We start from the raw sequence: 18435 nt of genomic DNA on the forward strand, positions 1-18435 counted from the left end.
GCCCCTAGGATTCCCTCTATCACCTCATCGGTCTCTTTCGACAGGAACCCCATGAGCGACACTTCCTCCCCCTTCGGCTTCGAGCTGGTGCGTCGTGGATACGACCGCGGCCAGGTGGACGACCGCATTACCAAGCTCGTCGCCGACCGTGACAGCGCACTGGCCCGAATCACCTCTCTGGAAAAGCGCATCGAGGAGTTGCACCTCGAAACGCAGAACGCTCAGGCGCAGATCAATGACTCGGAGCCCTCCTACGCGGGGCTCGGTGCACGGGTCGAGAAGATCCTTCGGCTGGCCGAGGAAGAGGCCAAGGACCTGCGTGAGGAGGCCCGTCGCGCCGCCGAGCAGCACCGTGAGCTGGCGGAGTCGGCGGCGCAGCAAGTGCGCAACGACGCCGAGTCGTTCGCCGCCGACCGCAAGGCGAAGGCGGAGGACGAGGGCGCCCGGATCGTCGAGAAGGCGAAGGGCGACGCGTCGACGCTGCGTGCCGAGGCGCAGAAGGACGCGCAGTCCAAGCGCGAGGAGGCGGACGCCCTCTTCGAGGAGACGCGCGCCAAGGCGGCCCAGGCGGCGGCCGACTTCGAGACCAACCTCGCCAAGCGGCGCGAGCAGTCCGAGCGCGATCTGGCTTCCCGTCAGGCGAAGGCGGAGAAGCGGCTCGCGGAGATCGAGCACCGCGCCGAGCAGCTGCGCCTGGAGGCCGAGAAGCTGCGCACGGACGCGGAGCGGCGGGCCCGGCAGACCGTGGAGACGGCGCAGCGCCAGGCCGAGGACATCGTCGCGGACGCGAACGCCAAGGCGGACCGTATCCGCAGCGAATCCGAGCGCGAGCTGGCGGCGCTCACCAACCGCCGCGACAGCATCAACGCCCAGCTGACCAACGTCCGCGAGATGCTGGCCACGCTGACGGGTGCGGCGGTGGCCGCGGCCGGGGTGCCGGGGGACGACGAGCCGATCTCGCGCGGTGTTCCGGCCCAGCAGAGCCGCTGAGGCGGCGGCCGCACATTGATACCGTTCGGGGGAGACCGCGCTGGGCGCGTCGTGCCACTCGGACGAGTGAGCACGGCGCGCCGAGTTCCCTGGCCTTGGGAGGGCTCCAGTGTTCCCCGGTGGCGGGGCGTTCCGCCCGCTCTTACCGTGGGTGAATGATCGAGCTCGAGGGGCTGACCAAGCGCTACGGCGACAAGCTCGCCGTGGATCACCTCACGTGCACCGTCCGCCCGGGCATCGTCACCGGCTTCCTCGGCCCCAACGGCGCGGGCAAGTCGACCACGATGCGCATGATGCTCGATCTCGACTACCCGACCGCCGGCACGGTCCGCATCGACGGCAGGCACTACCAGCAACTGCACAATCCCCTGCGAACGGTGGGTGCCCTGCTGGACGCGAAGGCCATTCACGGGGGCCGCAGCGCCTACAACCACCTGCTGTGCCTGGCGCAGAGCAACGGCATTCCGGACTCCAGGGTCCGTGAGGTGCTGGACGTCGTCGGTCTGACCTCGGTGGCGAAGAAGCGGTCCAAGGGCTTCTCGCTCGGCATGGGCCAGCGCCTGGGCATCGCCGGCGCGCTGCTGGGCGATCCGCAGATCCTGATGTTCGACGAGCCGGTCAACGGGCTCGACCCCGAGGGCATCCACTGGATCCGCAACCTGATGAAGAACCTGGCCGCGCAGGGGCGGACGGTCTTCGTCTCCTCGCATCTGATGAGCGAAATGGCGCTCACCGCCGACCATTTGATCGTCATCGGCCAGGGCCGGCTGCTGGCCGACACCTCCATGTCCGACTTCATCGCCGAGAACTCGCGCTCGTACGTGCGGATGCGTTCGCCCGATCACGAGCGGCTGCGCGAGGTGCTCTCGGGGGCCGGGATCACCGCCGTGCCCGGTGCGGACGGGGGGCTGGAGGTGCACGGCGAGGATGCCGCGCACCTGGGCGAGCTGGCGGCCCGGCACCACATCACGCTGCATGAGCTCAGCCCCCAGCGGGCCTCGCTCGAGGAGGCGTTCATGCAGCTCACCGCCGGATCGGTGGAGTACCACGCGCATCCGAACCACGAAGCCCCGGCCGAGGCCCCTCCCGATGAGGGCTGGGGTACGGACTGGCGGAAGAAAGGGGCCTGACCATGGCGGTGGTGAACCAGGTCCTGCGCTCGGAATGGACGAAGATCAAATCCGTTCGGTCCACGGTGTGGACGCTCGGCATCGCCGTGGTGGTGACGGTCGCTCTCGGGATGCTGATCAGCGCACTCGCCGGCAACAGCTTCGACAAACTCGCGCCGGGGGAACGGCTGACATTCGACCCGACCTTCATCAGCTTCGCGGGCATGGGACTCGGACAGCTGGCATTGATCGTTTTCGGGGTGCTAGTGGTCTCCAACGAATACAGCACCGGAATGATCCGCACATCACTGGCGGCCGTTCCCCAGCGGGCCACCTTTCTGTTCAGCAAGATCACTATTGCGGGGCTGCTCGCCCTGGTCGTCGGGATGGTCACCAGCTTTCTGGCCTTTTTCCTCGGGCAGGCGATGCTGGGCGTCCACAAGGCGCACATCGGTGATCCGGGCGTCCTGCGCGCGGTGATCGGCGGCGGGCTCTACATGACGCTGATCACGGTGTTCTCGATGGGCGTCGCCGCGATGCTGCGCAGCCCCATGCTGGCGCTCGGCATTCTGATGCCGTTCTTCTTCCTGATCTCCAGCATCCTCGCCAATGTGTCGGCCACCAGGAAGGTCGGCGAGTACCTTCCCGACAAGGCGGGCCAGCAGGTCATGCAGGTGGTCGAGCACGCCGACGAGGCCCCGTACGGGCCGTGGGGAGGGCTGGCGATCATGGTGCTGTGGGTGCTGGCCGCGCTGATCGGCGGATACGCGATGCTGCAGAAGCGCGACGCCTAGCCGTGCCGGTGCGCACGCTCGCCCAGCTCGGCCTCGCCACCGTGCCGTTCCGGCACCCGCTGACGTACCCGGGCCGCCCCGTCCCGGGGCCGTGCGTGCTCCTGGGCACGGTGCTGCTCCCGCTGCGCGTGTCCCCCGGGCCGCCGGGGGCCTGGCGGGTCCGGGAGCCCGCCGCCGAGCCGGCGCTCGACGCGTTCCTCGCCGGCCTCGGCACGGCCCCCGTCGCCCGGCGCCGGCCCGTCCTGGCCGTGGGGTCCAACGCCTCCCCCGCCCAGGTCGCCTACAAGCTGCGGCAGAGCGGGCTGTCCGCGGCCGTGCCCATGGTCCCCGTACAGGTCCGCGGCCTCGCGGTCGGCTGCTCCGCGCACATCGGCCGGGCCGGCTACGTCGCCGCCGCCCCGTACGCCGACCCGGGCGCCGGGACCGCCCTGGTCGTCAGCTGGCTGGACGCGGCCCAGCTCGCGGCCGTGGACGTGACGGAGCTGCACTACCGCCGGGTGCCGCTGCCCGCGGAGGCGTACCCCGTGAGCCTGCCGTCCGGGCAGCGGCTGGAGGGCGCGTACCTCTATGTCTCCCGGCACGGCGTGCTCACGGACCCGGCCACCGCCCGCCCCCGTCCCGGCGGGGGCGACCAGCGTGCCCTGCTCACCTCGCTGCTGGACGCCTCGCCCCGGCTGCGCGCCCTGCTCGGGCCCGGCCCGGTGAGCTGGACGGAGCGGGCGCGGGCGGAGGAGGCGGTCCGGGCGGAGGGTGCGCGGATCTTCGTCGAGGAGGACTGGGTGCGTCCCGCGGGCATCGTTCCTTGATTCTTGGGAGATTCTTGGGAACCGTCAGCCTCTCGTTATCCTCCTAACCCGAACGGGGGCAATTCCGCCCCGACCATCTGCGAGGGGCGGAGAATGATCGAGGCAGTCGGCCTGACGAAGCGCTACGGCGCCAAGACGGCCGTCCACAATCTGACGTTCCGGGTACGGCCCGGAGTCGTCACCGGCTTCCTGGGGCCCAACGGCTCGGGCAAGTCGACGACCATGCGCATGATCCTCGGCCTGGACGTGCCGACGTCGGGTCAGGTCACCATCGGCGGCCTCCCCTACCGGCAGTTGCCGAACGCCCCCCGGCAGGTCGGTGCTCTCATCGACGCCAAGGCCGTGCACGGCGGCCGCAGCGCCTACAACCACCTGCTGGCCCTCGCGCAGCTCTCCGGCATCCCGGCGAGCCGGGTGGACGAGGTGCTCGGTGTCGTGGGCCTCCAGGAAGTGGCGAAGAAGCGCTCCAAGGGCTTCTCGCTCGGCATGGGCCAGCGCCTCGGCATCGCCGCCGCGCTGCTCGGCGACCCCCAGGTGCTGCTCTTCGACGAGCCGGTCAACGGCCTCGACCCCGAGGGCATCCTGTGGGTCCGCAACCTGATGAAGCGGCTGGCCGCCGAGGGCCGTACGGTCTTCGTCTCCTCGCACCTGATGAGCGAAATGGCGCTCACCGCCGACCACTTGATAGTGATCGGCCGCGGGCAGATGCTCGCCGACATGAGCGTCCAGGACTTCATCGCCGCGAACTCCGCGGGCTTCGCCCGGGTCCGTACGCCCGACGGGGAGCCGGAGGGCCGCGAGAAGCTCACGACCGCCCTGGTCGAGGCCGGTGCCCAGGTCCTGCCGGAGCAGGACGGCGCGCTGCGCGTCACCGGCCTGCCGCTGCCGCGCATCAGCGACCTCGCCCACGGCGCCGACGTGCGCCTGTGGGAGCTCTCGCCGCACCAGGCCTCCCTCGAGGAGGCGTACATGCGCATGACGCAGCACGCGGTCGACTACCGCTCCACGGCGAACGCCCGCGTCGGCTACCAGCAGCCCGCCCCGGGCTGGGGTGCTCCGGGCGCTCCGGGTGCCCCGGGCGCACCGGTGCCGCCGGGCTGGAACGGGGCGGGCGGCTACCCGGTGCTGCCGGGCGAGCAGCCCAACCCGTACGCGCAGCAGCCGCCCGTTGCCCCGCAGCAGCCCGCCGCCCCCGTGACCCAGCGCCAGAGCGAGGACGCCCGATGACCACGCCGATGCCCTCTCAGCCCCCCATGGCGCCCCCGCAGCAGCAGCCCGCCCAGCCGCACTGGCCCGGCACGGCCGCGCCCGGCGGCTATGTCTCGCCGGTCCCGGTGCGCCAGGCGCACCTGGGCGATGCCGTCAAGGCCGAGTGGACGAAGATCAGGTCGCTGCGGTCCACGGTGTGGACGCTCGGCGTGATGATGGTGATCGTCGTCGGCATAGGCACCCTGATCGCGGTGGCGGCCTCCTCGCGGGACAACCTCACCGGCCTCACCTCGACCAACATCGGGTTCACCGGCCTTCTGCTCGGCAGCATCCCGGTGATCACGCTGGGCGTGCTGACGACCTCCTCCGAGTACGGCACGGGCCTGATCCGCACCACGCTCACCGCCTGCCCCAGCCGTACCCGGGTGCTGGCGGCCAAGGCGATCGTCTTCTTCACGCTGACGTTCGTGATGACCCTGGTCGCCACGGTGCTGGCCGCCCTCATCGGCGAGGCGGCGCTGAGCGGCAGTTCGGCGGAAGCGTCCGGCGGGTCGGAGTGGTTCCGGGCGACGGTGGGGGCCAGCCTCTACGTGGCGGCGCTGGGCCTGCTGGCGCTCGCGGTCGGCGCGCTGCTGCGGCACTCCGCGGGTGCGATCACGAGCATGCTCGGCGTGGTGCTGCTGCCGGTGATCCTGGCGATGTTCCTGGGCTCCTTCGAGACCCTGCAGAAGAAGCTCTTCGAGTACTCGGTCGTCAACCAGCTCGCGAGCTTCTACGGGCGCGCGGCCGAGGCCGACGGTTCGGGGCCGAACGACTGGCAGTCGCTGCTCATCGTGCTGGTCGTCGCGGGTGCCGCGCTGGCCGGCGCGCACACGCTGATGACCAGGCGGGATACGTAGGCCGCGTCCGGCGGATCACGGGGAGTGCCGGTTGCGGTGACCGCGTATTCCGCCGGACCCTCGCCGTTGTGGCGTCGCACCGTCGCGGCGGATTGTTCCGGGGCTCCGCCCCGGACCCCGGACAGGCGTCAACCGCCTCAGTACCGCGGTGAGTTACGAGACCGCTGGAGCCTCGCGCCCCGGCGGTCTCGCGCGTTCCAGCAGGCCTTGTGCCAGTGGCGCCGGTCCTCGACCCCGGCGCCGTACTGCGGCCACGCCACCACGTGCGGCACCCCGGGCGGGATCTCCTGGTCGCAGCCGGGACAGCGGTAGTGCTTGGCGGCGGCCCCGCCGCCGATCATCCGCACCGACCACTCCTCGCCCTGCCAGCTCTCGGTGCGCTCCAGGCCGTAACGCTCGCCGCCCAACTCCTCGCGCTCGCGCGGGACGTCGGCTCGCTTGTCGGCGCCGCCTCGGGGGCGGTTTCGGCGCGGGGACACGGGTCACCTCGGGGGTCGGAAGAGCTACGGGCCGTGACCAGCGTACGCGGCACCGCTTACCGCCCAACTCCCTCCGATCATCATGAAAACCTCCCGTACGCCCGTACCTTCGGGCAGGTGTCAGGCGTTAATGCCTCCGAGGGGGCGGCGTTCGATCGCCAGTCCGTCGCTAGGAGGCACACCACCCATGCGCGTTGGAGCATTCGTCCTGGCCGCCCAGTTCCCGGGCCAGGGCCACGGGGAGGCCCTCCACCGGGCCGTGCGGTCGGCGGAGGTCGCCGAGGAGGCCGGGCTGGACGCGGTCTGGCTGGCCGAGCACCACTTCGTCCCGTACGGGGTCTGCCCGTCCGCGGTGACGCTCGCGGCCCTGATGCTGGGGCGTACGCGCCGGCTCCGCGTGGGCACCGCCGTGAGCGTCATGGCGACGACGCACCCGGTGGCCCTCGGCGAGCAGACGGCCCTGCTGCACCTCACCTCGGGCGGCCGATTCACCCTGGGGGTGGGCCGGGGTGGGCCCTGGGTGGACCTGGAAGTGTTCAACTCGGGCCTGGATGCTTACGAAGAGGCGTTCCCCGAGTCCCTCGGACTGCTGGTGCGCTGGCTGCGCGAGCCCCGGGTGGGCACGGCCGGCGAGCGGTTCGCCTTCCGCGAGGTCCCGGTCGTACCCCGGCCCGACGACCTCCTCGACCGGCCCGGGCCCGATGTGATCGTCGCCTGCACCTCGCCCGCGAGCGTACGGCTCGCGGCCCGGCACGGGCTGCCGATGCTGCTCGGCATGCACAGCACGGACGAGGAGAAGGCCGACATGGTCACCCTGTGGCGCAAGTGCGCGCTGGAGGCGGGGAGTTCACCGGAGGAGGCGGCCGCCGCCGCGCATGTGTCGGCGGGCGTCGTCCAGATCGCGGAGCGGCAACAGGAGGCCGCGGAGACCCTGCTGAAGGCGATGCCCGGCTTTCTGCAGCAGGGCCTCGGGGCCCATGTGACGGTCGACGGCCGCCGGCGCCGGATGCGCGATCCGTACGGATACACCGAGTTGCTCTGCACGATCCATCCCGTGGGTCCGCCGCAACTGTGCGCGGACCGTCTCGCGGCCACCGCCGAACGCACCGGCATCCGGCGCTTCGCGCTGCTGGCCGAGGGCTCCGGCGACCTCGCGGCCACCGAGGAGAACCTGCGCCGCCTCGGCGCGGACGTGCTGCCCCTGCTCGTCGGCTGACCGACGGCCCGACCGACCGACTGCCGATACGATTCCCCGGCCACAGGATCCGGGGAGCTGCCGCTCCCGTACCGCTCGCACCTCCCCGCCTGCGGAGCGGCAGCATCCACGCATCAGCAGTCGCGGAGCTCTGGTGACTGGTTCAGCAGCTGACCCCTGATCGAAGTGAAACGGGCGAAACGCTCGTCCGCCGAGGCGTCGAGCGGGAAGACTGCCACCCGGTGGCAGTTCTGGAAGGCCAGCCGGACTGCGAAGTGTCGCTCCAGTGCACCGCGAATAGCATCACTCGCCATGGCCCGCAGCAGTTGGCCGCGCGCCTGCTCGTCCGGCGGCGGCGTCCGGTTGTCGGCGAACTCGCCGCCGTACACCCTCAGCCGGTCCACCAGCGAGCTGATCATCTCCCATGCGTAGGGCAGGGATTTCCGGACGCAGTCGACGAATTCCGCTTCGCCGACCTCGCCTCGCTCGGCCTGTTCGAGAAGGGCCGGTGAGACGTCGAGCGACATGGGTTCTCCTCTCGCGACCCCGCGCGCGGGGTCTAAAGGAATGGGCGAGCGGACGACGACGCCCTGTGCCCGTACGGCGACCGCCCGCCTCACACGGTAATCCGGCCATTGGCACCCCACCAGGAGAACGCACATACAACTGGCCAATGCCCAAGGGTGTCGCCGGGGGTGCATCGGGGGTCCATCCAGGGCGAATCGCGTGGACCGCCGCACGTCGAGTAGCGTGGACCACCATGCGTCTCGTCATCGCCCGTTGCTCTGTGGACTACGCGGGCCGTCTCACCGCCCATCTGCCCTCCGCCCCCCGTCTGATCCTGGTCAAGGCGGACGGAAGCGTCAGCATCCATGCCGACGACCGGGCCTACAAGCCCCTCAACTGGATGTCGCCGCCGTGCACCCTGAAGGAGGGTGACGGTGTCTGGACGGTGATCAACAAGGCGGGCGAGAAGCTCATCATCACCATGGAGGAGGTCTTCCATGACTCGTCCCATGAACTGGGCGTCGATCCCGGCCTGATCAAGGACGGCGTGGAAGCGCACCTGCAGGAGCTGCTCGCCGACCGCATCGAGACCCTCGGCGAGGGCTACACGCTGATCCGCCGCGAATACCCCACGGCCATCGGGCCGGTGGACATCCTGTGCCGCGACGCGGACGGGCAGACGGTGGCCGTCGAGCTGAAGCGGCGCGGCGAGATCGACGGTGTGGAGCAGCTCACGCGCTACCTCGAGCTGCTGAACCGTGATCCGCACCTGGCCCCCGTGCGGGGGATCTTCGCGGCTCAGGAGATCAAGCCGCAGGCGCGTGTGCTGGCCACGGACCGTGGCATCGGGTGCGTCGTGCTCGACTACAACGCGATGCGGGGCATCGAGGACGACAAGCTGAGGCTGTTCTAGGGGGGAGTTGCTCCCCGGTCCCGCCCTTTCACCGTTTCCTCCGGGGGCAAGCCCCCGGGCCCCGAAACCGCGCTCCGCGCGGTTGTCCTCAATCGCCGGACGGGCTGAAGTTCAGCCCGTCCGGCGATTGAGGACGAGCGGCGGAGCCGCGACAAGTGGGGTCCGGGGGCGAAGCCCCGGGAGACGGTGAGAGGGCGGGACCGGGGCACAACCCCTACGTGCCGGTCGGCGCGGGGCCGCTCACCGTCTTCGTCGGCGGGGAGGGTGGCGACGGCGAGGTCTTCGGCGGCGGCGATTCCGAGTGCGTCGGCGGCGGCGTCTCCGGCGAGTGCGTCGGCTTGTCCGACGGCGTCACCGGCGGCGTCGTCGACGGCGTCTCGCCCGTCTCCGTCGGCCGCGGCGAGTGCGTCTCCGGCGAGCTGCTCTCCGAGGCGGACGGCGACGCGCTGCCGTGGGAACCCGGCGAGGAGGACGCCGTCCCGCTCGGCCCGCCCGAGTGCCCCTGCTTCGCATGCTGCCCCGGAACCGGGGCCTCTCCGCTCTCCCCCGGCGCCGGCTGGTCGGCGTTCATCCCGCCGTCCCCGTCCTGCCGGGACGCGGACTGGCTCGGCCGCACCTTCCCGGAGTGCCCGCCATCGCCCTGCCCGGCACCGGTCGTGCCGATCGCAACGACCGTACCGAGCACGGCAGTCAGCAGCACACCCGCACCCGCGGCCATCAGGTTGCGGCGGTTTCCGCCTGACATCAGCTTCTGTGACCAGGACTGCGGCGGCGCGGCAAGGGCAGGCGGAGGCGCAGGCGCAGGGGCCGGGATGCGGCTGATGATCGCGGTCGTCGCGTCGTCCGGCACGGAGAACGCCGCCGGAACACCGACCGGCAGCACCGACTCCTCGCGGCGGGCGTCCGGCACCTCCTCGCCCGCCCGCTGCGGCGGTACCAACGGCGCGGAGGCAGCCCGCGCGCGGTCGGCGACCAGCGCCAGCGCGCGCCGGCCCGCGACCGCGCCCCGCTTGTCCTTGAGCGCCCCCCGCATCCCGACGGACGTCTCCAACTCGGCGCGGGCCCGGTCGACATGGCCGGTGCACAGCGCGAGTACGCCCAACTCGTGGTGGAAGTACGCCTCTTCGCCGACCTCCCCGGCCACCCGCGCGGCCTCCTGGCCGTACCGCAGGCACCGCTCCCACGCACCCCAGTGCAGCGCCGCCGCGAACGCCGGTGCCGCCGTACGGGCCAGGAGCACCGCGGTCGCCGGGTGCCCGGCCCGTCCGCCCGTGACCAGGACGCCCAGCACGGCGAGGATCGTGTCGGCCTCGACGGCGATGTCCGAGGGGTCGACGGACGGGTTCCCGGCCCACCAGGAGTAGTGCTGTGCGGCGGCGTGCGCCCGGTCCAGGGCGTCCACACCACCGGATTCGCGCAGTTGCTCGGCGACACCCGCCGCCACCCGGTGGTGCGCCCCGACGGCGGTGATCAGCCCGCAGGCGAGCAACTCGCCCACGGCGGCGTCCGCTTCGGCACCCCCGAGCCCCCCGGCCAGCGCGGGCAGCTGCTCCCGGTACGGCACCTCGCCGCCCAGCGCGAGGGCGAGGCGCAGGATGTCGCCGGCGGCGTCGCCCAGCCGCGAGGCGAGCAGGGCGGCCGGAGCTCCGGCGGGCAGCTCGTCGCAGCCGTGTCGCAGCAGCGCACCGGCCTGGACGAAGCGCAGCGGCAGCCCCTCGGACGCGGACCACAGTCCGGCCGTCCAGTCGGCCTCCTCGTCCGTGAGCGGCCGTCCGACAGCGGCCTCGAGCAGCTCGAGGCAGTCGGTGCGGTCGAGTCCGCCGAGGAAGACCTCCTCCAGGTGCGAGGCGGCCGAGGGCGCGGCGACATCGGGCGTGGCCGCGAGCAGCCAGGCGCACTCGGGCGTCGCGTCGAGGAGTTCGTCGAGCGCGCCGCCGCCGAACTCGAGGTCGTCGAGGATGACGACCGCGCCGATCTCCCGTACGGCGGCGAGCAGTTCGGCCCGCTCGGGCCGGTACAGCGGTGCGATCCGGACAACCGCGAACAGCTCGTGCAGCAGGTCGCTCGTGGTGCGGTGGTGGCCGCTGAGGCGTACGACGCCGTCGGGCGCGACGGTCTCGCAGTCCTCGGCGACGACGTCCAGCAGCGAGGTGCGGCCGGCCCCGGAGGGGCCGGTCAGCCGCACCGAGCGGCCACGCGACAGCAGCCTGCCCAGCCGCTCGCGCTCCTCCGCCCGGCCCACCAGGGGCAGTTCGGGCCCGCGGGCGGGCGGCACCGGAGCGGTGCGCTCGCCGGGGGCGAGGCGCGTGGGGCGGGCGGGGACCCTGCCGGGCGGGCAGGGCTCTATTTCGCTGCCGTCGACGGGGTTGACCGTCAGCAGGTAGTCCCCGGCGACGAGTTGGACGACACGGGCGTGCACCGGGCTGCCCGCGGGCGTGCCCTCGCCGCCGCGGCCCTCACCACCGTGTGCTGCCCCGGGTGCGTGGTTCGTCGGGTCCATGGTCAATCAAAGCCCCCAGTCGCGTGGCGTGCCGTCGTGCCCTCCGGCCTGTCCGCGCTCTTCACGACCTCCGGTCCGGCGCCCGTCGTGGGCTTTTATTGCGACGGGAAACCGAACAGACCTTGGGACAGTATCGCCGACGCGCAGGGCGTCGCGTCCCCAGGGCGCGCACAGGCCAGGAGGAATCGAGGCACTTGCCTCACATCCGGCTCATCCGGCCCGCTCGCACGCCTCGGGGGCGTCTTCGACGGCGCCCTCGATGGCGAGAATGCGGTGCAGGCGGGTGGCGACCAGCACCCGCTGCATCCGGTCCGGGACCCCGCGCAGGACCAGCCGCCGGCCGGTACGCCCGGCGCGGCGGTGGGCCCCCATGATGACGCCGAGTCCGGTGGCGTCCCAGGAGTCGAGCTCGGTGAGGTCGAGGACGAGATCTCCCCGGCCGGCGTCGAGCGCGGAGTGCAGGACCGTACGGGCGTCCGCCGCGTTGCGGACGTCGAGGCGGCCCCCGACGGCCAGTTCGGCGTGGTCGCCCCTGATGTGCATATGCGCTCCCGGGAGGTTGAGGCCGGCTACTGAAGGACTGACTGCCTCTCGCACGACAAAGTTGCCGTCTGTAAGCGAATCAATACCCAATTCACACCATGGGGTGAACGGATTTTGGCGCTTCCTGGTCAGTACTGGTAGAAGCCCTGACCGCTCTTGCGGCCGAGGTCGCCCGCGTCGACCATGCGGCGCATGATCTCCGGCGGCGCGAACTTCTCGTCCTGGCACTCGGTGTAGATGTTGCCGGTCGCGTGCAGCAGGATGTCCACGCCCGTCAGGTCGGCGGTCGCGAGCGGGCCCATCGCGTGCCCGAAGCCCAGCTTGCAGGCGATGTCGATGTCCTCGGCGCTGGCCACCCCGGACTCGTAGAGCTTGGCCGCCTCGACGACGAGCGCCGAGATCAGGCGGGTGGTCACGAAGCCCGCGACGTCACGGTTGACGACGATGCAGGTCTTGCCGACGCTCTCGGCGAACTCCCGGGCGGCGGCGAGGGTTTCGTCGCTCGTCTTGTGACCGCGCACCAGCTCGACCAGCTGCATCATCGGCACCGGCGAGAAGAAGTGCACGCCGACGACCCGCTCCGGGCGCCGCGTGGCGGCGGCGATCTTGGTGATCGGGATGGCGGAGGTGTTGGAGGCGAGCACCGCCTCGTCCTTCACCAGGCCGTCCAGCGCGCGGAAGATCTCCCGCTTGGTGTCGACGTCCTCGAAGACGGCCTCGACGACGATGTCCGCGTCGGCGGCGGCGTCGAGATCGGTGGTGGCCGTGATCCGGCCGAGCGCCTGCTCGGCGGCGGCGGCCTCGAGCTTGCCCTTGGAGACGAACTTGTCGTACGAGGCCTTGATGCCGTCCGTACCGCGCTTGAGCGCCTCGTCCGTGACGTCCCGCAGCACGACGTCCCAGCCGGCCTGCGCGGAGACCTGCGCAATCCCGGAGCCCATCAGTCCGGCACCGATGACGGCGAGCTTCTTGGCCACAGCTGTCCCCTTACTCCCTGTTCTTTTGCGCTCTCGGGCGGACATTAGCGTCCGTTGGGGCGCCATTGGGAAGTTAGAGATGCGCGTCACGTCCTGTTTGACGGACGTCACACTCCGCGCCCCATCGAGCAGGCCACACAGCTCAGTTGGGCCACTTGCGTACCAGTGGTTACAGGGGCTTCCGGATCGCGTAGCCCAGGAGCTTCTCGCCCATCAGCCCCTCCATCTCGTCGAGGAGCGCGAGGGCCCCGCGGGAGACCTCCCGGGCACTGCGGCCCTCGACCAGTTCGCCGGCGATGTACCCGGTGAGGTGCGCGTGGAGCCAGGCGAGCTGACTGGCCACCAGCCCGGGCAGCGGCCCCTCGCCCTCCGCCTCCTCGGCGAGCGCGGCGGTCAGGGCGGAGGTGATCTGGCCGCGCATGTCCAGCAGCCGGGCGCGCAGGGCCGGCGAATCGTCGATGACCTTCAGGAACCGGTCGAACCCGTCGATGAGCCCGAGGCGCGGCGAGACGGCCACGGCCTCGGCCTGGAGCGCCCGCAGCACGGCACGGGCCGCGGACTCGCCCTCGGGGCGGCCGCGGACGACCGACGCGAGCCACTCGACCTGGTCGTCCGCGCGGTCGAGGAAGAGGTCCTCCTTGCCCGGGAAGTAGTTGTAGACCGTATTGACCGATACATCCGCCGCGGCCGCGATCTCCGCGATGGTCACGGCGTCGAAGCCGCGCTCCAGGAACAGGCCGGTCGCGACATCGGAGATGTGCTGCCTGGTCTGCCGCTTCTTCCGTTCCCTGAGCCCCTCTGCCATGCCGTCATCGTAGCCTCTGAAATTTTGGAGTCATTGCAAACTTTCAGAGGTTCTGGTTTTCTGTCGGCCATGGACGACCCCTGCATCACGACCTCCGGCCTCCGTCGGACCTTCACCACCAAGCGCGGCCCGGTCGAGGCCGTGCGCGGCATCGATCTCACCGTCCGGCGCGGCGAGATCGTCGGCTTCCTCGGCCCCAACGGCGCCGGCAAGACGACCACGCTGCGCATGCTCACCACGCTCCTCGCCCCCACCGGCGGCACCGCGACCGTCGCGGGCCGCGACCTCGCCCGCGACCCCGTCGGCGTACGGCGCAGGGCGGGGTACGTCGCCCAGTCCGGCGGCACCGACCCGGCCGTGACCGTCCGCGAGGAACTCACCACCCAGGCCCGCCTCTACCGCCTGCGCCGCCCCGAGGCCGTGGCCCGTACCCGCGAACTCGCCCGGGACCTGGGCCTGGCCGACTTCCTCGACCGCCCCTGCGGCGCGCTCTCCGGCGGCCAGCGGCGGCGGCTCGACATCGCGATGGCGCTCACCCACCGCCCCGAGGTCCTCTTCCTCGACGAGCCGACCACCGGCCTCGACCCCGGCAGCCGCGCCGACCTCTGGGACCTCGTACGCCGCATCCGTACCGAGCACGGCACGACCGTGCTCCTCACCACCCACTACCTCGAGGAGGCCGAGGCCCTCGCAGGCCGACTCGTCGTCATCGACGACGGCCGCATCGTGGCCGAGGGCAGCCCCGCCGAGCTCACCTCCCGCTTCGCCGGCTCCCCCGGCGGCACGCTCCAGGACGCCTTCCTGGCCATCACCAACTCCCCCGCCGCCCCCGTCACCTTGGACGCCTGATGCCCGCCCTGCTCACCGACATCGCCGTCGTCTTCGGCCGCTACGCCCGCCAGACCCTCCGCCACCGGCTCGGCGCCCTCTTCGGGCTGCTCATGCCGATGCTCTACCTCGTCTTCTACGGCCCCCTGCTCACCCACCTGCAGCTCGGCGGCACGGGCAGTTCCTGGCAGATGCTGGTGCCCGGGCTGCTCCTCCAACTCGGCTTGTTCAGCGCCTCGTTCGCGGGCTTCGGTCTGCTGATCGAGAAGCAGCACGGCGTCGTCGAGCGGATGCGCGTCACCCCGGTCAGCCGCCTCGCCCTCGTGCTCGGCCGCGTCCTGCGCGACGCCGTGCTGCTCATCGCGCAGGCGGTGCTCCTGGTGCTCACCGCCCTGGCGATGGGCCTGCGCGCCCCGCTCCCCGGCATCCTGCTCGGCTTCGCCTTCGTCGCCTGCCTGGCCACGGCCCTGGCCTCGCTCTCCTACGCCCTGGCCATGAAGGCCGCCGCACCGCAGGAGTTCGCCCCGGTCGTCAACGCGGTCAACATGCCGGCCATGCTGCTCTCGGGGCTGATGCTGCCGATGACCCTGGCCCCGGGCTGGCTGGACGTCCTGTCGCACGTGATGCCGCTGCGGTATCTGGTGGACGCGATGCGTGCGGCGTACGTGGGCGACTACGGGGCACCGGCGGTGCTGCACGGGGTCGTCGCGGCGGCGCTGCTCGTGGTCGCGTCGGTGACGGTGGGGGTACGGCACTTCGCCCGCGCCAGCGCGTAGGGGTCCGCACTACGCTCGTACACATGGTCCACTTGACGCGCATCTACACCCGCACCGGGGATGACGGCACCACCGCCCTCGGCGACATGAGCCGCACCCCCAAGACCGACACCCGCATCGCGGCGTACGCCGACGCCAATGAGGCGAACGCCGCGATCGGCGTGGCCATCGCGCTCGGGCAGCTGCCCGACGAGATCGTCAAGGTGCTCGTACGGGTCCAGAACGACCTCTTCGACGTGGGCGCCGACCTGGCCACGCCGGTAGTGGAGAACCCCGAGTACCCGCCGCTGCGCGTCGAGCAGTCGTACATCGACAAGCTCGAGGCGGACTGCGACCACTTCCTCGCGGGGCTGGAGAAGCTGCGCAGCTTCATCCTCCCCGGCGGCACGCCGGGCGCCGCCCTGCTGCACCAGGCGTGCACGGTGACGCGGCGCGCGGAGCGCTCGACGTGGGCGGCCCTGGAGGAGCACGGCGAGACGATGAACGCGCTCACCGCGAAGTACCTCAACCGGCTGTCCGACCTGCTGTTCATTCTCGCGCGGACGGCGAACAAGGAGCTCGGGGACATCCTCTGGGTGCCCGGCGAGAACCGTTAACCGGTCTTCTTCTGCTGCTTCGGCCATAGCGTGTAGCTCAGCGCGATGGCGAGGTTGATGCCGATGACCATGAACATCGACCTCTGCCAGACATGCAGCGAGCTGGTGTCGCCGGACCCGCCGACGTACCAGATCGCCACCTGGAGCAGGGCGAGTGCGACGGCCCCCGCCAGCACCCACTGACCGGCGACCTTCCACTCGTGCGCGGTACGGGCGGAGCCGTACTTGGGCGGCTTGACCGGCGGCGGGCCGCCCGCGAAGCGGTGCGCGAACCGCTGGTCGACCCACTTCAGCGTGGCGTGGCCGAGGCCGACCGAGTAGCCGATGTAGACGGCCGCCAGGCCGTGCTTCCAGTCGGCGGTGGCCCCGTTCTTCAGGTCGATCGCAGTGGCGATCAGCAGCACCAGCTCCAGCACGGGCTCGAGCAGCAGCACCGCCGCCCCGGCCCGGGGCTTCTTCGCGAGATACCGCAGGCTCAGCCCAGCGACGAGCAGCACCCAGAAGCCCACCTCGCAGACGACGACCAGCGTGACGATCACGGACCTCTCCTTCCCTCCCTCCCAGGTTCGCCCCGGCTGCGGGGCGGATCCTCGTCGCGGGAGAGGATTCGCGACTGCATCGTTCGATGTAGTCGCGGGGGCGGTCCGGGTGCCGTGGTGTGATGGCCCCATGCCGCTGCCCCGCCTCCACCGCGACGGACTGCTCATCGTCGCCGCCGGGCTGACCGGCGGCGTGCTGCAATACGGGCTCGGGCTGAACGGCACACCGGCCGCAGGGCTGCCCAGGCCGCTCGCGCTCGTCGCGCTGGCCGTCATGGCCGGGGCCGAGCTGCTGCGGCGGCGGGCACCGCTGGCGGGGCTCGGCATCGGGGTGGGGGCGCTGGCGCTCGACACCTGCACCGGGAGCCTGATCGCGACCGTCGTCATGTTCACGGACCTGGTGTACGCGTCCGTGCTGTACGGGCCGCCCGCCGCGTACCGTATGGTGCCGCGCGTCTGCGAAGCGGTCACCCTCGTCGGGACCCTGCTCGCCGTCGCGGTCATCCGCCGGCCGGAGGCCCTGCTGATCGGGGCGGTGCTCGCGGTCATCACGATCGCCCCCGCCGCCACCGGCGTGGCGGTGCGGATGCATCGCGACCGGGCCGACGCCGCCCAGCTCGCGGCCGAACGCACCGCGCTGCTGGCCGAGTTGGACCGGCGCGAGGCGGTGGGTGCCGAGCGCGCGCGGATGGCGCGCGAGCTGCACGACATGGTGGCGGGACATCTGTCGGCGATCGCCATCCACTCCACCGCCGCCCTGTCGATCGGCGAGCCGGAGGCGTCGCGCGAAGCGCTCGGGGTGATCCGGGAGAACAGCGTCCAGGGTCTCGCCGAGATGCGGCGACTGATCGAGGTGCTGCGACGGGAAGGGGGCGATACGGAACCTGCCGCCACGCCGACCCTCGACGGGGTCGAAGCCTTGCTGGCGCAGGCGCGGGGCGCGGTACGCGACGAGCGATTCGCATTCGCCCTGCGCGACGAGCGCGGAACCAGTGTGCTTCCCCCGCCCGTTGAGCTCGCCGCGTACCGCATCGTGCAGGAATCGCTGACCAACGCCGTCAAGCATGCCGGGCCCGGTTCCGTCGCCGTTTCCCTGACGTGCGACAACGATGCGCTCACCGTCCAGGTGGTCAGCCCGCTGGGCAAGGAGCCCGAACCGCGGGCGCCGGGTGCCGGTGCGGGGCTCGTCGGGATGCGCGAGCGCGTCGCCCTCGTCGGGGGTTCGCTCACCGTCGGCCCGGCGGACGGCACCTGGGTGGTACGGGCCGAGTTGCCCCTGACAGAAGGAGTCAAGCCGTGAGCGTGCGCGTCGTCGTGGCGGAGGACCAGGCCGCCGTCCGGTCCGGGATCGTGCTCATCCTGCGGTCGGCGCCGGACATCGAGGTCGTCGGCGAGGCCGCCGACGGCGAGGAGGCCGTGCGGCTGGCCCGCGAGCTGCGCCCCGACCTCGTCCTGATGGACATTCAGATGCCGCGCCTGGACGGCGTGTCCGCGACCCGGCTGATCACCGGCGAACAGCTCGCCGATGTGCTCGTACTGACCACCTTCGACCTGGACGAGTACGTCTTCGGGGCCCTGCGTGCCGGTGCGGCGGGCTTCCTGCTGAAGAACAGCGAGGCCGCCGAACTCGTGGCGGCCGTACGGACGGTGGCGCGCGGCGAGGGCCTGATCTCCCCGGCGGTGACGCGCCGGCTGATCACGGAGTTCGTCCGGCGCACGCCCGAGCGGGACTTGAGCGTGCTCGACGTCCTCACCCCGCGCGAGCGCGAGGTGCTGGCGCGGCTGGGCGAGGGGCTGTCCAACGCGGACGTCGGCGTACGGCTGGGCATGGCGGAGGGAACGGTGAAGACCCACGTCAGCCGGTTGCTGCCCAAGCTCGGACTGCGCAGCAGGGTCCAAGCGGCCGTCCTGGCCCAGGAATTGGGTCTGGTCCAGACCTCTTGACCGTTGGTACGGACCTTCCTACGCTC

The 18435-nt window shown here is 71.6% G+C and carries 20 protein-coding genes; 13 read left to right on the plus strand and 7 right to left on the minus strand.

Features of this window, described 5'->3' with window-relative positions; all coding sequences use genetic code 11:
- The first annotated feature begins 51 nt into the window (after positions 1 to 51).
- The 6 genes from ACV530_RS08060 to ACV530_RS08085 all read left to right on the plus strand — a co-directional run bounded on the left by ACV530_RS08060 (position 52) and on the right by ACV530_RS08085 (position 5807).
- Positions 52 to 990: a cellulose-binding protein gene (locus tag ACV530_RS08060; protein WP_494331594.1), complete on the plus strand. Its 939-nt coding sequence runs from the start codon at positions 52 to 54 to the stop codon at positions 988 to 990.
- A 155-nt stretch (positions 991 to 1145) separates the two neighbouring features.
- Complete coding sequence (locus tag ACV530_RS08065) at positions 1146 to 2120, plus strand: DUF8746 domain-containing protein (RefSeq protein ID WP_494331595.1); 975 nt, start codon at positions 1146 to 1148, stop codon at positions 2118 to 2120.
- Positions 2121 to 2122: 2 nt separating this feature from the next.
- Positions 2123 to 2893, plus strand: a complete 771-nt coding sequence (locus ACV530_RS08070) for an ABC transporter permease (protein WP_494331596.1) — start codon at positions 2123 to 2125, stop codon at positions 2891 to 2893.
- Between the two features lie 2 nt (positions 2894 to 2895).
- The gene (locus ACV530_RS08075; RefSeq protein ID WP_494331597.1) at positions 2896 to 3699 is read left to right on the plus strand and encodes a hypothetical protein; all 804 of its coding nucleotides are present in this window, start codon (positions 2896 to 2898) and stop codon (positions 3697 to 3699) included.
- 93 nt (positions 3700 to 3792) lie between these two features.
- A complete protein-coding gene (locus ACV530_RS08080; protein ID WP_494331598.1) occupies positions 3793 to 4926 on the plus strand; it encodes an ABC transporter ATP-binding protein in 1134 nt (377 codons plus the stop codon).
- Positions 4923 to 5807 carry a DUF2705 family protein gene (locus ACV530_RS08085; protein ID WP_494331599.1) on the plus strand — a complete coding sequence of 295 codons (885 nt, stop codon included), beginning with the start codon at positions 4923 to 4925 and terminating at the stop codon, positions 5805 to 5807. Before ACV530_RS08080 ends, ACV530_RS08085 begins: the two co-directional genes overlap by 4 nt.
- Positions 5808 to 5944: 137 nt before the next feature.
- On the opposite strand, the gene ACV530_RS08090 is transcribed toward ACV530_RS08085, so the two are convergent.
- Positions 5945 to 6286, minus strand: coding sequence for an Rv1322 family protein (locus tag ACV530_RS08090; RefSeq protein ID WP_494331600.1), 342 nt, complete (start codon positions 6284 to 6286; stop codon positions 5945 to 5947).
- Between the two features lie 187 nt (positions 6287 to 6473).
- On the opposite strand from ACV530_RS08090, the gene ACV530_RS08095 reads away from it, so the two are divergent.
- The gene (locus tag ACV530_RS08095; protein WP_494331601.1) at positions 6474 to 7502 is read left to right on the plus strand and encodes an LLM class flavin-dependent oxidoreductase; all 1029 of its coding nucleotides are present in this window, start codon (positions 6474 to 6476) and stop codon (positions 7500 to 7502) included.
- Positions 7503 to 7615: 113 nt separating this feature from the next.
- Here ACV530_RS08095 and ACV530_RS08100 read toward each other — a convergent pair whose 3' ends face one another.
- Positions 7616 to 8008: an SCO5389 family protein gene (locus ACV530_RS08100; protein WP_494331602.1), complete on the minus strand. Its 393-nt coding sequence runs from the start codon at positions 8006 to 8008 to the stop codon at positions 7616 to 7618.
- Positions 8009 to 8241: 233 nt separating this feature from the next.
- Between ACV530_RS08100 and nucS the strand changes: the two genes are divergently transcribed.
- Positions 8242 to 8901, plus strand: a complete 660-nt coding sequence (gene nucS / locus ACV530_RS08105) for an endonuclease NucS (protein ID WP_494331603.1) — start codon at positions 8242 to 8244, stop codon at positions 8899 to 8901.
- A gap of 214 nt (positions 8902 to 9115) precedes the next feature.
- Here the strand turns inward: nucS and ACV530_RS08110 are convergent, their stop codons facing one another.
- The 4 genes from ACV530_RS08110 to ACV530_RS08125 all read right to left on the minus strand — a co-directional run bounded on the left by ACV530_RS08110 (position 9116) and on the right by ACV530_RS08125 (position 13726).
- Positions 9116 to 11401, minus strand: a complete 2286-nt coding sequence (locus ACV530_RS08110; protein ID WP_494331604.1) for an ATP-binding protein — start codon at positions 11399 to 11401, stop codon at positions 9116 to 9118.
- Positions 11402 to 11611: 210 nt separating this feature from the next.
- Positions 11612 to 11944 (minus strand): STAS domain-containing protein, encoded by a 333-nt coding sequence (locus ACV530_RS08115; protein ID WP_494331605.1) that lies wholly within the window; start codon positions 11942 to 11944, stop codon positions 11612 to 11614.
- Positions 11945 to 12072: 128 nt separating this feature from the next.
- Positions 12073 to 12921, minus strand: coding sequence for a 3-hydroxyacyl-CoA dehydrogenase family protein (locus tag ACV530_RS08120; RefSeq protein ID WP_494331606.1), 849 nt, complete (start codon positions 12919 to 12921; stop codon positions 12073 to 12075).
- Between the two features lie 169 nt (positions 12922 to 13090).
- Positions 13091 to 13726 (minus strand): TetR/AcrR family transcriptional regulator, encoded by a 636-nt coding sequence (locus ACV530_RS08125; protein WP_494331607.1) that lies wholly within the window; start codon positions 13724 to 13726, stop codon positions 13091 to 13093.
- 69 nt (positions 13727 to 13795) lie between these two features.
- Between ACV530_RS08125 and ACV530_RS08130 the strand changes: the two genes are divergently transcribed.
- The 3 genes from ACV530_RS08130 to ACV530_RS08140 are packed head-to-tail and all read left to right on the plus strand — an operon-like array spanning position 13796 to position 15926.
- Positions 13796 to 14575, plus strand: coding sequence for an ABC transporter ATP-binding protein (locus ACV530_RS08130; protein ID WP_494331608.1), 780 nt, complete (start codon positions 13796 to 13798; stop codon positions 14573 to 14575).
- A complete protein-coding gene (locus ACV530_RS08135) occupies positions 14575 to 15330 on the plus strand; it encodes an ABC transporter permease (protein ID WP_494331609.1) in 756 nt (251 codons plus the stop codon). The genes ACV530_RS08130 and ACV530_RS08135 overlap by 1 nt, the downstream gene beginning before the upstream one ends.
- Positions 15331 to 15353: 23 nt before the next feature.
- Positions 15354 to 15926 (plus strand): cob(I)yrinic acid a,c-diamide adenosyltransferase, encoded by a 573-nt coding sequence (locus ACV530_RS08140; RefSeq protein WP_494331610.1) that lies wholly within the window; start codon positions 15354 to 15356, stop codon positions 15924 to 15926.
- Here the strand turns inward: ACV530_RS08140 and ACV530_RS08145 are convergent.
- Entirely contained in the window at positions 15923 to 16465 is a 543-nt protein-coding gene (locus ACV530_RS08145; protein WP_494331611.1) for a hypothetical protein, read from the minus strand. The two genes, ACV530_RS08140 and ACV530_RS08145, sit on opposite strands and share 4 nt — an antisense overlap.
- A 130-nt stretch (positions 16466 to 16595) precedes the next feature.
- Here ACV530_RS08145 and ACV530_RS08150 point away from each other — a divergent pair, with 130 nt between their 5' ends.
- Together ACV530_RS08150 and ACV530_RS08155 are read left to right on the plus strand one after the other, a co-directional pair.
- On the plus strand, positions 16596 to 17765 hold the full coding sequence (locus ACV530_RS08150; protein WP_494331612.1) for a sensor histidine kinase: 1170 nt from the start codon (positions 16596 to 16598) through the stop codon (positions 17763 to 17765).
- Positions 17762 to 18409 carry a response regulator gene (locus ACV530_RS08155; RefSeq protein ID WP_494331613.1) on the plus strand — a complete coding sequence of 216 codons (648 nt, stop codon included), beginning with the start codon at positions 17762 to 17764 and terminating at the stop codon, positions 18407 to 18409. Before ACV530_RS08150 ends, ACV530_RS08155 begins: the two co-directional genes overlap by 4 nt.
- The last annotated feature ends 26 nt before the right edge of the window (positions 18410 to 18435 follow it).

It is taken from the genome of Streptomyces sp. SX-6 (assembly GCF_059089585.1).